This is a genomic window from Amycolatopsis sp. cmx-4-61 (assembly GCF_046548775.1).
Classification (GTDB): Bacteria; Actinomycetota; Actinomycetes; order Mycobacteriales; family Pseudonocardiaceae; genus Amycolatopsis.
Map to the genome: position 1 here is coordinate 77,048 of NZ_JAEBEI010000027.1, position 12,807 is coordinate 89,854.

Sequence of the window (12,807 nt, forward strand, 5' to 3'; positions counted from 1 at the left end):
CCTTTCGTAGGGATGGGTCAGGATCGGTCGGCCACGACCGACCTGATGGCGCTGTGCAGGATCGATGGCAGGCCGTTTGCCGGTCCGTGGTTCAGCCAGTGGGCGACCGCCACGCGGACCGCTCCGGACACAGCTGCGGCGAGTACACGTGGGCCGAGGTCGTCCGCCGGTACGCTGATCCGCTGGGCGATGGCCACGGCGAGCGCCTGCTCTGAAGACTCGAGCGTCTTTAGGTACTCGCCACGCAGCCCTGGTGTGGACATGGCCAGCCGGACCCCGGCCAACCAGCGGTCGTCGAGGTCTCCGTCGAAGCCGTACTGCTCGGAGAAGACCGTGGCCAGAGCATCCACGAGCGACTCGCCGGCTGGGCGACGACCGAGCGCGGCGCTGATCGCAGCCGCCCGTTCGACACCGACGGACATTATGGCTTCTTCCTTGCTGGCGAAATGGTTGTGGAAAGTCCGCAACGCGACGTCCGCCTCAGCGGCGATTTCCTCGACGCGGACGTGCGCCGGGCCGCGTTCAACCGCCAGGCGCAGAGCCGCCCGGCTCAGCTGCTGCCGGGTGGCCAACTTCTGGCGCTCGCGCCGGTTGGCTGAGCGTTCATCGGCTCCCACGACACCAAACTAGCGACTCGATGCACATAGTGCAAGATTGCACGTCGTGTACTGAAGGTAGGTTCCGACCCTCAGGCCAGCTGAGTTTTCAAGCATTCGCAAGACGGATCTACGAGCAGATCTGGTACGTCTGTTGGCTGTGTTGGCTTCAGGGAAGGCCTTCTCTGTGAAGGCAACCGGTATCCTGGCACCATGACCGCCCAGGTGACCGAGATCGAGGCTCGGCCGGATCGGCGCAGATTGCCTTCACGAAAAGTTGGGCCGCTGCCGATCGGCGGTCTCGCCGCCCCGGACGCGATCGAGGTCTGGGCCGGTCGGTACCTCGACGCTGCCGTCGAACAAGACCTACCGCGAAGTTGCCGCCGATATCCTCGGGACATTCGGCGCAACCTGCGCGAAGCCTCCATCAAACTGTCCAACGCCCCCGTCAGCCTCGACGGCCCCGCCGCCGATGACCAGGGCTCAGCGACAACCGCGGTAACGCCACGGCTTCTTCGCCAAGGGCGTCAACGGCGACGTCAACACCAGCGCCGCCAAAGCTTGACCTCAGGGCGCTTGTCGGCTCGTCATCCGTGCGGTCCGACAAGCGCTTGACTTAGAGGTCAGTTCAGAATGAGTCGGCGTGTCGTCTTTGCGTGGACTGCAGGTTTTCCAGAATCTTGGTATGCGTGAGGAGGTTCTGACCGACCAGCTGTGGGAGCGGCTCGAGCCGCTCCTTCCGGTGCGCCCACGGCGGTTCCGCTACCCGGGCCGCAAGCGTGCCGACGACCGCGCCGCACTCGAAGGCATCCTGTACGTGATCCGCACCGGCATCGGCTGGAACCGCCTGCCCGCGGCGTTGTTCGGCGCCTCCGGAGCCACCTGCTGGCGGCGGCTGACCGAATGGCACGAGGCCGGCGTCTGGCAGCAGCTGCACGAACGCCTGCTCGCCGAGCTGCGTGCCGCCGGACTGCTGGACCTCTCGGCCGCGCTGGTCGACTCCACCCACCTGCGTGCGCTCAAAGGGGGGACCACACCGGGCCCAGCCCGGTCGACCGCCGCAAACCCGGCTCCAAGCACCATCTGATCACCGACGCCACCGGCATCCCGCTCGCCGTGACACTCACCGGTGGCCACCGCAACGACGTCACCCAGCTGATTCCGCTGCTCGACGCCATCCCGCCCATCCGCGGCGCGGTCGGCAAGTCACGTCGCCGACCGCGGCGGCTCTACGCCGACCGCGGCTACGACCACGACAAGTACCGCCGCCTGGTCCGCGCCCGCGGCATCACCCCGCTCATCGCCCGCCGCGGCGTCGAGCACGGCTCCGGCCTGGGCCAAGTTCGGTGGCCGGTCGAACGCACCTTCGCGTGGCTGAAGAACTTCCGACGCCTGCGCATCCGCACCGAACGACGAGCCGACGTCCACCAAGCCATCCTCAGCCTCGCCTGCTCCGTCATCTGCCTCCGCAAACTCATTCTGAACTGATCCCTTAGTCACAGCCGGCCCACCCAGTGGCGGATGTCGGCAAGGACCATGGCGTCGAGAGCCGCCCTGCTGTGGACGATGATCAGGTCGTGCCTCGGTGCGGCAGAGAGGAGGACTGTGTCGCCCTTTTCGATCCTGGCAGCCTGCCTCGCATTCAGCGGGATGGCCAGGAATCCGTTACCACGGCAAAAATGTGTGCCTGTCGACGTCCTGGCCAGAACTACTCTGTCCTCTTGGGCCCGAGCCGATATCGCGTCTCCTCGCTTCCAGGCCAGCTCGCTCAAGAGACCACGTGCGGAAACCCGGCCCGAGCAATCGACTCGTCCCAACGCGTGGTGCATCGACAGATCAACGCCTTCGGAACGCAGCAGGCCGAGCGGTAGCGGCGCCACAGGCTCGTCGATTCGACGCGGCTCAAGAACCAAGGCAGCGAGAAGCTGCTCGCTGCTCCCCTGAGCCGCTGACCGTACGTCCACCCTGTCTCCTATCCAGACCGAAGGCGGGCACCTCGCCTGGCTGAGTCACGGGTTCACGGCAGTGGGAATGATGCATCCGGATGCTGCATTCGCTACCGAAGCGTGAGCCGGATAGTCTCGAGCCTGCGAGACCACGGCGAGACACGTCACGGAACTGACCCGCCGGTATCGGGGAACTTGTTCGCTACGACCGGCCCGCCAAAAGCGTGCTCACCAGGGCGCTCGTTTCCTGGTCCAGCTCCACGTCGAGCGAGTCCGCAAGGGCCGCGAGCTTGTCGGCCGTCTCGCGGACGGCGGCGAGATTTCCGGAGCGATACTCGGTGCGGAGCAAGTCTCGGTAGAGGATCTCGCTCACAGGTTCGGCCAACAGCCCGCGCATCGCCGCTCGGCGCGCCGCCGGGAGATTGCCAGCCTTCTGGTAGGCGTCGGCCAGGGTGTGCGCGACATCGACGATTGCATCGATCATCTCTCGCTGGAGCCATGAGCTCCAGGCATATCGGCCGGGTGGGACGTTGCCGAACGGCGTTCCCTGGACCAGGTCCAGAGCTTGCTGCAGGTCCGAGACCACGCAGTCTCGCTCGGCGAGACCGCAGCGCGCGAGGTCTCGAAACCTCTGCCAGTCCGAGGTGAACGAGTGCGACATCCGGTAGCCGCCATGGCGGACGTCGACGTTCGGCACGTACAGCTCGCCGTTCTCGTCGCGGCCGAGCCAGGTCCGGAGCCGTGAGATGTAGCCCTGGCGGGTTGCTGCAGACCAGGACTGCGCATCGGTGCCGAGCTGGCGGGAAATCTCATCGGCCGTCACCCCGGGATGCAGGGCGAGGAACGCGGCCAGTTCGGTCAGGCGGTTGAGCTTCTTACCCTCCACCGCTTGCGGGTCGGCGCCGTGCAGCCGGACCGGTCCCAGCAATTGAAGTGAAGGCGTCGCGGTGGGGTGCAATGAGACCGCGACCGCAGGTTCACGTACGCGGACAGGGTCCGGCACGTCGCTCTCCTCCTGCGGAACATTTCGGCGCCGGTCGGCTGGCCCCTGATCGGGCTCGTCCGCGTCGGCGAGCGCTGCGACGAGTTCGCCGACCTGTGCCGGGGAGAGCCTCTGCAACTCGACGTCTTCGCCCAATGTCTCCACCGGCGTGTACTGATTCGCCACGTCGAGGTGCCACGCACCCGGCAGCCGGACGTCGTAGCCGTGAGCCGCCACGACGGCGTCCAGGCCACCGGGCAGCAGCCGTTGCGCGATGTCGCTGGTCAACGGGATGGTTGACAGCAGCACCTGGGGCCGGTCCGATGGCGGTTCGAGCGAGGCGATGGCTTCGTCCCAGCCCGGCACGAACCGGAAGCGATCCGGGTGACGTTCGGCCGACGTCTGCCCCGTGCCGACCAGCGTGACCTGCGTCCGCGCAGCCCACGGAGCCGTCGCGAGCTCCCACGCCATCGCGAGTACGACCGGCTCGACCGCAGCGCGGTCGCCGCCGAGGGTGAGGACGCCGGCCTCTCGCAAATCGATCAGTACGAGCTCACGGTCGACGGTGTGTCCGAGTGACACCAACGTGGGATATGGCGGTGCGACGTGCTCGCCGTCGAGGTGCGCCGCCGGGTCCAGCTCCCATTCGGACGCACCAGTTTTGACGAAGGGTTCGACCGGCTTGCTCGGCCCGGCGAGCTGAAGCTTGATCCCGTCGGCTCGGACCTTGACCGCCCGCAGCTTCGGCAGATCACCTCCGACATGTCGCGCGAGCGTTCGCAGGGCCTCGTCGAGGTCTTCGACGGTGGCAGGTTGTGCCGCAGTGTGGAGGGCGCGCTCGAGCTGGCCCGGCTGCAGGCTGCGGGAGCCTGGACGCCGGCGTTGCTGAGCGCGTCGTCGACGGACCGCCAGGAGCGTTAGAAGGCTGGCGGCGAGCAGTCCGCCGACGCTCACCATCACGGTCGAAGATCCGTCGTCAGCGTCCGCAGGCGGCGAGACCGAACGCGAAGGATGGTCGCTCGGAGCCAGCGGCCGCACGCTCGGCGGCGATGACGGTGGCGCTGGTGGTCGGGGAGGCGGGGGCGGAGGTGGTTCGGGAGTCTGGCAGGTCTCCGAAGCACGGAGGAAAGTGGCGGCCGGAGCTCCGCCGCCGCCCGCGGCCGGCTGCGCCAGGCGGGGTATGCGAAGGATGTCGCCGGGGCGGATCGTGTCGGGATCATCCAGCTGGTGTCCGGTCGGCTGGGGTCGTCCACGGTTGAGGTCGAAGATCTCGCGGTAGCGTGCAGCGTCGCCGAGTTGTTCGCGGGCGATCTGGGACAGCGTCTGGCCGGGGCGAACGACGATTTCTTCGCAGTCGGAGTCGCGTGGCAGCTGCAGGACCCAGCCGGGCCGGAGCAGGCCTGGGTCCTGCAAGGAGCGACCGTCCGGTTGTCGGACGCCGTGGTTGAGGTCGAAGACCTCGCGGTAACGTGCCGGGCTGCCGAGTTCACCTGCGGCGATCTTCGTCAGGCTGTCGCCGGGGACGACCACGTGCGTGGGCTGAGCTTCGTCGCCGGGCGGCTCCGCTGCCTCGGCCGCCGTGCCGGTCAGCATGACCAGCAGCAGAGCCGCGGCGATGCGCTGGGCCCAGCCGAAGCCGGGCAGACGAGGAGCGTTCAACCCGCGGAGCCGGGCGAGCACCTCCAGCACGATCGCCACGACCAGTTGCAGCCAGGCGACTATGCCGGCGCCGACCAACAGGAGCAGGAAGAGCCGGCCGTTGTCCTCGCTCGTCAACCACGCGACTGCCTCGGCGGCGTTCGGCATGTGGTCGGGCAGGTACGCCGACCGGAAGTGCCACAGCGCCAATGGCGGCGCCACGATGATCGTCACCACGATCGCCAGGACCGCTGCAAGCCGTGTAGCCCTCGTAGGCATCGCACTCCTCCTATCCCGCGGAAACCACGGCCGCCGTTCCGCTGCCGTGGACGGTGAACTCGGAGATGCCGATCGAGCCCAGGAAGACGGTCGACCGGGTGATCGTGGTTTCGACGACGAGGCGGCCGCCTGACCAGCGCGCCGTCCCACTCGCTCCCGATGCAGCGATGTAGCGCTGCGCCTCGACCACGGCTGCCTGCGGATCCACGTCCACGTCGGCGCCCTCGGCCAGCGCACGGGCGCGCAGTGCTTGACCGCCGGCGCGCGCTGCTTCCTCTGCGATCGACGTCGCCTGGGAGTACGCCTGCCCTTTTCGAGTACCGTCCACAGCGAACCCGACACCGATCAGCACGGCGACGCTCAGTCCGATGATCAGCACCGACGCCGAGCCGCGTTCACCGCGTAGCGACCTCATGACCGGGCTCCGAACCGGTCAATCGGTGACCGGAACTCCGAGCGGAGCGTCTTCGAACCACCGATCCCCGGGACCACGTCGGAGAGAGGCACGATGCAGGTCACGGTCGCGACGACGTATCCGGTCTCGCCGAGCGGCTTGGCGAAGTCGCGGGCGTCAACGTTCACGTCCAGGCTGCTGCACGCGAGCCGCTGCTCGGCGAGCACCGCGCGGGCGCGACGATCCGCCTTGATCGCGGCGGCCTGACCGTCGTGGGCGATCGACGCCGCTCGGGCTGCTGAGCGAGCCGCGTCGTCGATAGCCGCGTCGGCAACGAGCACACGTAGGCCGGCCAGGCCGAGCCCGAAGATCAGAAAGAGCGCGACGACACCGACCACCGCTTCGACGGTGATGTCGCCCCGCTCGGACGGCTTCACGGCTGCAGCTCCTCGATCGGGCCGGACGAGGTCTGGCTGATCGAGAACCGCGCGAAGGGCACCAGCGAAACGGCCACACCGGTGACCGTGACGGTGACGTTGCGGCCGTCGGTCCCGGCGTGCGCGGCGATGTTGTTCAGCCACGATCCCGTAGCGCGAGTGACGTAGCCGGTCGCGGCGGAGGCGGCGGCCGCAGTGTCCACCGGCGGAAGCCGCGCCGCGCGGACGCCATCGCGCGCGGCCTCGATCGCGACACCGCGACCGAGCAGCACGACAGCGACCTGGAGGATCGCCCAGGCGACCAGCAGGATGGCGCTGAAGACGATAGCTGCGGCGACGTTGTCGTCGCCGCGTTCACCGGACAGCATCAGTGGCCGCCGATCAGCGGGAGTTTGCCGTTGACGAAGGCCGTGATCCCGGCGCCGATCAGCGTGGCGACGGTGATGCCGAGCGCCGCGTAGAACGCCTTGGTGATGTTCTCGTCGCCCCGTTCACCTTCTTCGGCGAACTGGCTCAGGCGCGCCTGGAGGTAGAGCCACCCGCACGTGATCTTGTCCAACATGATCTTCTCCCTTCAGGTGTGGAGCATCAGGTAAAGGCCGGGGAACGCGAGAAAGGCGATGAAGGCAAGCCCCAAGAGGGCGACGGGCATGTCCATGCGGTCCGAGCGGACCGACGAGCCGGTCTTGCGGTCGGCGAGCTGCTTCTCGTCCAGGGCAGCGGCCTTGGCTCGGAGGGTGTCGACGATGCTCGCGCCGTCCTGGCCGGCGCTGGCGATGATGTGCCCGACGTCCTTCAATTCGCGGATGCCGGTTTCCTCCGCCAGCTCGCCGAAGCCGTCCCAGGGCATCCGGCCGCGGAGCACGGCTTCGTCGATGGTCAGCTTGATCCGCCGGAACGCCCAGCCCGAGCCGAGCGTGGCCGGGTAGCGCAACGCCTCCACCGGCCCGCGGTCGCCGAGCCGGCCCAGCGCAACGAGTCGGCAGTAGGCGGCCAGCGCCCCGGCGAACGCGGCTCGGGCGTGCTTGACCTTGGTTTTCAGCATCACCACGGGCAGCTGCCAGCCGACGACCGCGCAGCCCACGGACGCCGCGGCCGTCAGGACGATCGGCGGTGCGGCGCCGATCAGCGTCAGCACCGTGGTCAGGGCCGGGATCCACAGTGCCCCGCCGAGCAGGAAGCCGACTCGCTGGACCACAAAGGACTCGCGGGACTGCCCGACCAGCGTCAGATCAGCGGGCTTCGCGGTCAGTTTCAGCCGGTCAGCGCGCACGAGGATGGCATCGAGCGGCCCGTCCGAACCACGTGGAGCCTCGTGGAGCACATCCACAAGCCGCGGCCGCGTGGGTGCGAAGGCCGCCACGACCGCAGTGACGCCGATCGCGGCCGTGATCGCCAGGACGATCAGCACAGCCTCGGTACTCATGACCGCTCCCGATGAAGGAACCGCGGCGCCGGTGGCTCGACGCCGAGGCGACGCAACCAGACCACCGCGAGGCCGACGACACCCAGCACCAGGGCGAGCACCAACTGCCCGCCGACCGAGCTGTAGACCGAGGTGTAGCTGTCGCTACCGAAGGTGGCGAAGCCGACGAACATCACGGCCCAGAGCCCGAGCAGGATCCGGGCGGCGGACCGCCTCCGGGCGCGTTCGGTCTCGGCGTCCCGGCGCGCCGCGACGTCGGCAGCGATCTGCCTGGCCAGGGTGGTCAGCAGCTCGGCGGTACCGGTCCCCTGCTGGTGAGCGACACACAGGCCGGCCGCCGCAGCGTCGCCGATCTGGTCGTCGATGTCGTCGGCGAACTGCAGCAAGGCGTCGGCGACGTCCCAGGTGCGCAGCCGCTGTCCGAGCGTGGTCACCTCGGCGCGGATCGCGGGTGCCACGTCGTTGGCCGAGCTTTGCAGGGCGCCGACGAGGCCCGCATTGCCGGCACGCAGGATGTCCGCGAGGCCGCGCAGCCAATCTTCTAGGGCCTCCAGCCGTTCGATCCGCTGTGCGGCGACCTTGCCTGCGCTGAACAGCCACGGCAGGAACGCGGCCGCGGTCGCGACAGCGATACCGGCGACCGGCCAGCCGCTGACCAGCCAGACAAGTGCGCCCGCACCGCAAGCCAGCCCCCACCGCGCCGAACTGCGTCGCTGGACCGCCAGCCACCGTCGGTCGCGCCGGAACGCCGGCAGACCGTTCGGCTCACGTCCGTAGAGGCCGAGCACGGCCAGGGTGATTCCCAGGCCCGCTCCGGCCCCGGCCAATGCCAGGACGAACTCGGTCATCGTCGGCTCCGATCGCTCAGCCAGCCGCCGTCGCCGCCGTTCGTTAACCAGCTCCGGTCGAAGCCGCCGCGCTCGTAGTCTTCGATGTCCGTCGGCAGATTTCCGGTCGGCGTTGAACGTCGGCTTTCGGCTGGAGCGAACAGGTGGGTGCGGGCTGGGCGCCCATACTCCCCGGGTTCGATGGAAACGACTTCAGCGACGTGACGATCGAGGCGGCCGGGTTCGTGCACGAGGTCGACGTGCACGATCAGGTCGATGGTGTTCGCGACAACCTCGTAGGCGAACTCGGGCGTCCACGCCGCGTTCGTCTCCAGACACAGCAACACCATGCGGTGGATGGCCTGCGCGGCGCTGCGCGCGTGCAGCGTGGACAGCGACCCCGCGCCGCCCGCGGCGAGGGCATTCAGCATCGGGACGATTTCGCCGCCGCGGACCTCGCCGACGACGGTACGCGCGGTGTGCATCCGCAGCGACTGCCACACCAGCCGCGGAAGGTCCACGCCGCCGACCGGCCGGCCGTTCTCCCACCGCTCGGTATTGCCCTCGCGCTCTTCGAACGCGACTACGGCGGGGAACCGGTCACGATGGCGGTGCAGGCCGAGTTCGAACTCCGTCTCCAGCGTCGCGAAGCGCTCGGTGGGCGGAACCTCCCAGCACAGCGCCCGCAGCAACGTCGTCTTCCCGGCCTTCTGCCGTCCGCAGATGACGATGTTCTTCTCCGCCCGGACCGCCGAACGCAGCAGCGCGAGCTGGGCCGTCGACAGCATCCCGCGCTGCCACAGCTCTTCCAGGCCGGCTGTGGGCAGCCGGTGCCGGCGGATCGAGATGTGCGGCCGGTCGGTGACACCGATCGCCGCGGCCAGCCGTTCCCCGCCGGGAAGTTCCATGTTGAGCAGCGGCCGGGCGTCGTTGATCGTGTGCTCGGTGCGGCCCATCCGCGCAGCGATCCGCTGCAGCCATCCGACGACAGCCTGGTCGGTCGCGGCGATCCGCGGCGCCCGCCCGACGCGGCCGTCGTGGTAGGACAGCCACACCGGGTCGCTGCCGATGATGTCGATGTTCTCGACCGCGTCGTCGGCCAGCAACGCTTCGAGCCGGCCGAGGCCGAACATCTCCGCCAGCACGGCCGAACGAACCGCCTGCTCCTGGTCGAAGTCGAGGAACGGGCGTCCGGATCCCGCCCACTCCTTGATCACCGTCGCGAGGACGTCGTCGAGCAGGATTTCCGCGATCGCCCGCTCGTCCCGCTCCCCTGAGGCGATCTTCTGCTGCACGAGGGGCGCCAGGCACTGCTGCGCCCGGTCGACGAGCTCGTCGATGTCCGCGCAGGCGGCGTCAACGGACATGACCGCTCACCACCGGCGGTGGCTTCCGCAGCCAGCTCATCCGCTGCATCGCGCGACGGCCGATCTCGTCAGCGGTTTTTCGCGCGTGGGCCAGCAGTGGCGAGGTCTCGAATTTCCGGCCGGGCCGGTGCAGGTCGGAGAACTGTGCCGCGTTGGCCGGGTCCCAGGGCAGGGCGCCAACGACGTGCAGACCGAGTTCCTTACCGATCTCAGTGTGCGGGTAGCGCTGGTGAAACCGCGGGTCCGGGTCGGTGATCAGGACCACGAGTCCTTCATCGTCGAAAACACCGTGCTCCTCGCGGATGACGTCCACGCCCTTCGCAAAGGCTTGTAGCGAACCGCGGCGGTTGCTTACGACCGCCACGACGAGGTCGGCTTCCGACAGCGCCGCAGCCGCAGCGGCCCGGCTACGGAACCGGCCGCAGTCGGCGAGGACGTCGACCGTCTCGAGATCCAGGAACAGCGAGGTCAGCCGCCGCCAATCCAAACTGTCGGCTTCGCGCGGAGAACTGACCCCAGGTAGCAGGTGATGGCGACCGGTGCCGTCCGGCAGGACGAGCAGCTGGCTCGACATCGCCCGGTGCAGTGGCATGGTCCGCGCCTGGAGCATCAGCTCAAAGACGCCGGTCCGGCCGTGGCGGCCGTCCGGGTCGAAGACGCTGAGCGCGCGGCCGCCGGCCGGGTCGCACTCGGCGACGACCGCGTGCCGCGGCCAGACCCAGCCCAGCGCCAGTGCCACCGTCGAGACGCCGGGACTGCCGTTCACCGAGATGAAGGAGATCAGCACGTCGATCACCGGTCCTTCGGCAGCACGACGATCGCGACACCGCCGGCCGACGCGCGGGATGCCAGCTGAACGCCGTTCGCTTCCGGCACCACGACGTCGACCACCTGCGTCGAGGTCGCATCGCGCTCGCTCACGCTGATCACCGCACCGCGAACCGGCGGCCACGCCTCGACAGCGGCTCCTGCAGCGCCCGCGGGGACAAGAAGAATCGGCTGGCGAGGTTGCAACGGCGTCGCGGGCAACTGCCCCGGCTTCACCGGCACACCGATCAGCTGCTGCCCGGTACCCGGCACCGTCGCCGAGTCCAACACCGCGTCGGGCGTCACGAGCTCGCCCGGCTGCAAGTCCGTCGGCGATGTCCGGCCGACGACCTCGAACCGCCTCTCCCACGGCAACGGCCGAACACCGGGGTCGGGCCGGACCTGGACCTCACGCAGCGCCGCAGCCGTGATCACCTCTCCATACCGGACCGGCAGGGCCACACCGACCGCGGCCACCGCCTCGTCGGTCGCACGGAAGACCCACACGACACCGGCAGCGGAGAGCGCGGACAACACGACGCCGAACAGGACCAGCAGCTTCGACCGTCGACGGCGCGGCGGCCGCAGCGGAACCGGCGCCTGCGGCGGGGCGTCCGGCACTCCGCGCAGCTGCTGCACCCGCGTGGTCATCGCGGGCCCCTGGTGTTCAGCGTGCGGATCTCGCGGACGGGCAGGCGCGCCGACGAGGTCAGAGCCATCGTCCGGAAAGCGCTCTGCCCACCACCGGACCAGCGGATCTCCCAGCGACTCGTCGCCTTGATCCCGGCCACTCCCCCGGCGACGAGGCCGCGGTAGACGTGACCGCAGGTCGGCGACGGCTGCCCGGCCAGGTCGTCGCTGAACTCGGTGCCAGGCCCTGGGCAGCTGACCGTCGTCCCGTCGCCCAGGGACCAGTCGATCTTGGCCAAGGTGGCCGTGGCGGTCACCGTGATCGAACCGGCGCTGGCGGTCCGCGTCACCGGGCCGACGGTGGCTTCGCGGCGGGTGGTCCACATCCAGACCGGAAAGCCGATCGTCGCGCCGTGCGGCGAGTCCGCCGGGGGTGCGAGCCGGATGTCCGGCGCCGACAGCCCCATCTCCGAGATGGCCTGTTCGGCCAGTTCCGCCGGGGATACCTGAGGGACGACGACGGGCTGTCCGTTCGGTGCGAACACCACCCGCGGCCATCCCAGCAGAGCGCCGCCACCCTGACAGATCAGGAGCTTCAACGAACCGTCGGACGGCGAGTGGCCACCCCACAGCGGATCACCCGCAGGCGGCGGCGTCCACTGCTGGTCGACGCACGCGAACTGCGGCTTCCCCACAGCGTGGCCGCCAGCTTGCTGAGCCGGGCCGCGTCCGGGATGCGCGACACCGTAGGCAGGCCGACCAGGGTCGGTGGCCTCGACCCAGCACATCCCGTGGGTGCCGGCCGACGTGCACCCACCCGGTCCCGTCTGGCCGTACGCCGCGGCGGGCAAGGCCACCGCGACCAAGCCGACGGTCAGGAGGCAGCTTCCCTTCAACATGGTTTCTCCAGACGTGGTTGGACTTGCTGCACCAGCCAGCGGTCGGGGTTCGGATAGCGAACCATCTGGGCTTCGAACTCGTACCGGCGCGGCTGGTCGGGGTTGTCGAGGTACCGGCCGGGCTCTTGAGCCTTGTCGCTTAGAAGGTGCACGTCGGTCGCATCGAGGCAGTCAGTGACAACCACCCGCGGCGGCTCGCCAAGCGACACCGACGTCACCTTCGGCGCCCGCCCGTACCGGCCAACAGTGTGCGCCGGCACGGAGACGAGGTTGGCGACCTCGTTGACGTAGTCGGTCAATGCCGGATCGGCCATGGCTTTCGCCAACTCCGGGCGCCAGTCTTTTTGGCGGGGAGCGCGCCCGGCTTGTTCACTGATCTGCCAGTAGAGCTCGTAGGCGGCCAACGCGGCGTGGACGGCTTCATCTTCGGGCTGGGCGGGCTTCGAGCTCGACGGAAGCGACACCCCAGAAGGCAGGGCGCTCGGCGCCTCCTTCCGCGTTTCTCCCGCACAACTCGCCAAACCCACCGACACGAGAATGAGCCCCGCGACCGAGAACCAGCTTTGCGTCATTGTTCCA

The 12,807-nt window shown here is 69.1% G+C and carries 15 protein-coding genes; 1 reads left to right on the plus strand and 14 read right to left on the minus strand.

The genetic code is table 11. The features are described 5' to 3' along the window. Positions 1-17 precede the first annotated feature (17 nt). Positions 18-617: a TetR/AcrR family transcriptional regulator gene (locus tag ACLJOU_RS42495; protein WP_410574948.1), complete on the minus strand. Its 600-nt coding sequence runs from the start codon at positions 615-617 to the stop codon at positions 18-20. 664 nt (positions 618-1,281) lie between these two features. On the opposite strand from ACLJOU_RS42495, the gene ACLJOU_RS42500 reads away from it, so the two are divergent. Further along, positions 1,282-2,084, plus strand: a protein-coding gene (locus ACLJOU_RS42500; RefSeq protein ID WP_410574949.1) for an IS5 family transposase whose coding sequence is annotated in 2 segments (ribosomal slippage) — positions 1,282-1,618 and positions 1,618-2,084 — 804 coding nt in all. Because the reading frame shifts where the segments join, the coding sequence is not laid out codon by codon here. Positions 2,085-2,092: 8 nt separating this feature from the next. Here the strand turns inward: ACLJOU_RS42500 and ACLJOU_RS42505 are convergent. From ACLJOU_RS42505 to ACLJOU_RS42565, 13 genes are all read right to left on the minus strand, one after another. After that, positions 2,093-2,560: a hypothetical protein gene (locus ACLJOU_RS42505; protein ID WP_410574950.1), complete on the minus strand. Its 468-nt coding sequence runs from the start codon at positions 2,558-2,560 to the stop codon at positions 2,093-2,095. A 184-nt stretch (positions 2,561-2,744) separates the two neighbouring features. Further along, a complete protein-coding gene (locus ACLJOU_RS42510) occupies positions 2,745-5,399 on the minus strand; it encodes a LysM peptidoglycan-binding domain-containing protein (protein ID WP_410574951.1) in 2,655 nt (884 codons plus the stop codon). 52 nt (positions 5,400-5,451) lie between these two features. Further along, positions 5,452-5,856: a pilus assembly protein TadG-related protein gene (locus ACLJOU_RS42515; RefSeq protein WP_410574952.1), complete on the minus strand. Its 405-nt coding sequence runs from the start codon at positions 5,854-5,856 to the stop codon at positions 5,452-5,454. Further along, on the minus strand, positions 5,853-6,272 hold the full coding sequence (locus tag ACLJOU_RS42520; protein ID WP_410574953.1) for a hypothetical protein: 420 nt from the start codon (positions 6,270-6,272) through the stop codon (positions 5,853-5,855). The genes ACLJOU_RS42515 and ACLJOU_RS42520 overlap by 4 nt, the downstream gene beginning before the upstream one ends. Further along, entirely contained in the window at positions 6,269-6,640 is a 372-nt protein-coding gene (locus tag ACLJOU_RS42525; protein WP_410574954.1) for a hypothetical protein, read from the minus strand. Before ACLJOU_RS42525 ends, ACLJOU_RS42520 begins: the two co-directional genes overlap by 4 nt. Further along, positions 6,640-6,834, minus strand: a complete 195-nt coding sequence (locus tag ACLJOU_RS42530) for a hypothetical protein (RefSeq protein ID WP_410574955.1) — start codon at positions 6,832-6,834, stop codon at positions 6,640-6,642. Before ACLJOU_RS42530 ends, ACLJOU_RS42525 begins: the two co-directional genes overlap by 1 nt. A gap of 12 nt (positions 6,835-6,846) precedes the next feature. Next, the gene (locus tag ACLJOU_RS42535; RefSeq protein WP_410574956.1) at positions 6,847-7,698 is read right to left on the minus strand and encodes a type II secretion system protein; all 852 of its coding nucleotides are present in this window, start codon (positions 7,696-7,698) and stop codon (positions 6,847-6,849) included. After that, positions 7,695-8,546 (minus strand): type II secretion system F family protein, encoded by an 852-nt coding sequence (locus ACLJOU_RS42540; protein ID WP_410574957.1) that lies wholly within the window; start codon positions 8,544-8,546, stop codon positions 7,695-7,697. Before ACLJOU_RS42540 ends, ACLJOU_RS42535 begins: the two co-directional genes overlap by 4 nt. Beyond that, entirely contained in the window at positions 8,543-9,892 is a 1,350-nt protein-coding gene (locus ACLJOU_RS42545; RefSeq protein WP_410574958.1) for a CpaF family protein, read from the minus strand. The genes ACLJOU_RS42540 and ACLJOU_RS42545 overlap by 4 nt, the downstream gene beginning before the upstream one ends. Continuing rightward, positions 9,882-10,688 (minus strand): hypothetical protein, encoded by an 807-nt coding sequence (locus ACLJOU_RS42550; protein ID WP_410574959.1) that lies wholly within the window; start codon positions 10,686-10,688, stop codon positions 9,882-9,884. Before ACLJOU_RS42550 ends, ACLJOU_RS42545 begins: the two co-directional genes overlap by 11 nt. After that, positions 10,685-11,350 carry a flagellar biosynthesis protein FlgA gene (locus tag ACLJOU_RS42555; protein ID WP_410574960.1) on the minus strand — a complete coding sequence of 222 codons (666 nt, stop codon included), beginning with the start codon at positions 11,348-11,350 and terminating at the stop codon, positions 10,685-10,687. The genes ACLJOU_RS42550 and ACLJOU_RS42555 overlap by 4 nt, the downstream gene beginning before the upstream one ends. Next, entirely contained in the window at positions 11,347-12,228 is an 882-nt protein-coding gene (locus ACLJOU_RS42560) for a hypothetical protein (RefSeq protein ID WP_410574961.1), read from the minus strand. The genes ACLJOU_RS42555 and ACLJOU_RS42560 overlap by 4 nt, the downstream gene beginning before the upstream one ends. Beyond that, on the minus strand, positions 12,222-12,800 hold the full coding sequence (locus ACLJOU_RS42565; RefSeq protein ID WP_410574962.1) for a hypothetical protein: 579 nt from the start codon (positions 12,798-12,800) through the stop codon (positions 12,222-12,224). The genes ACLJOU_RS42560 and ACLJOU_RS42565 overlap by 7 nt, the downstream gene beginning before the upstream one ends. Positions 12,801-12,807 lie beyond the last annotated feature (7 nt).

Bases quoted from the DNA above. Each gene is read 5' to 3' on its own strand.
- ACLJOU_RS42555 (WP_410574960.1), bottom strand. From the start codon at position 11,350: ATGACCACGCGGGTGCAGCAGCTGCGCGGAGTGCCGGACGCCCCGCCG.
- ACLJOU_RS42545 (WP_410574958.1), bottom strand. From the start codon at position 9,892: ATGTCCGTTGACGCCGCCTGCGCGGACATCGACGAGCTCGTCGACCGG.
- ACLJOU_RS42525 (WP_410574954.1), bottom strand. From the start codon at position 6,640: ATGCTGTCCGGTGAACGCGGCGACGACAACGTCGCCGCAGCTATCGTC.
- ACLJOU_RS42540 (WP_410574957.1), bottom strand. From the start codon at position 8,546: ATGACCGAGTTCGTCCTGGCATTGGCCGGGGCCGGAGCGGGCCTGGGA.
- ACLJOU_RS42560 (WP_410574961.1), bottom strand. From the start codon at position 12,228: ATGTTGAAGGGAAGCTGCCTCCTGACCGTCGGCTTGGTCGCGGTGGCC.
- ACLJOU_RS42535 (WP_410574956.1), bottom strand. From the start codon at position 7,698: ATGAGTACCGAGGCTGTGCTGATCGTCCTGGCGATCACGGCCGCGATC.
- ACLJOU_RS42530 (WP_410574955.1), bottom strand. From the start codon at position 6,834: ATGTTGGACAAGATCACGTGCGGGTGGCTCTACCTCCAGGCGCGCCTG.
- ACLJOU_RS42565 (WP_410574962.1), bottom strand. From the start codon at position 12,800: ATGACGCAAAGCTGGTTCTCGGTCGCGGGGCTCATTCTCGTGTCGGTG.
- ACLJOU_RS42515 (WP_410574952.1), bottom strand. From the start codon at position 5,856: ATGAGGTCGCTACGCGGTGAACGCGGCTCGGCGTCGGTGCTGATCATC.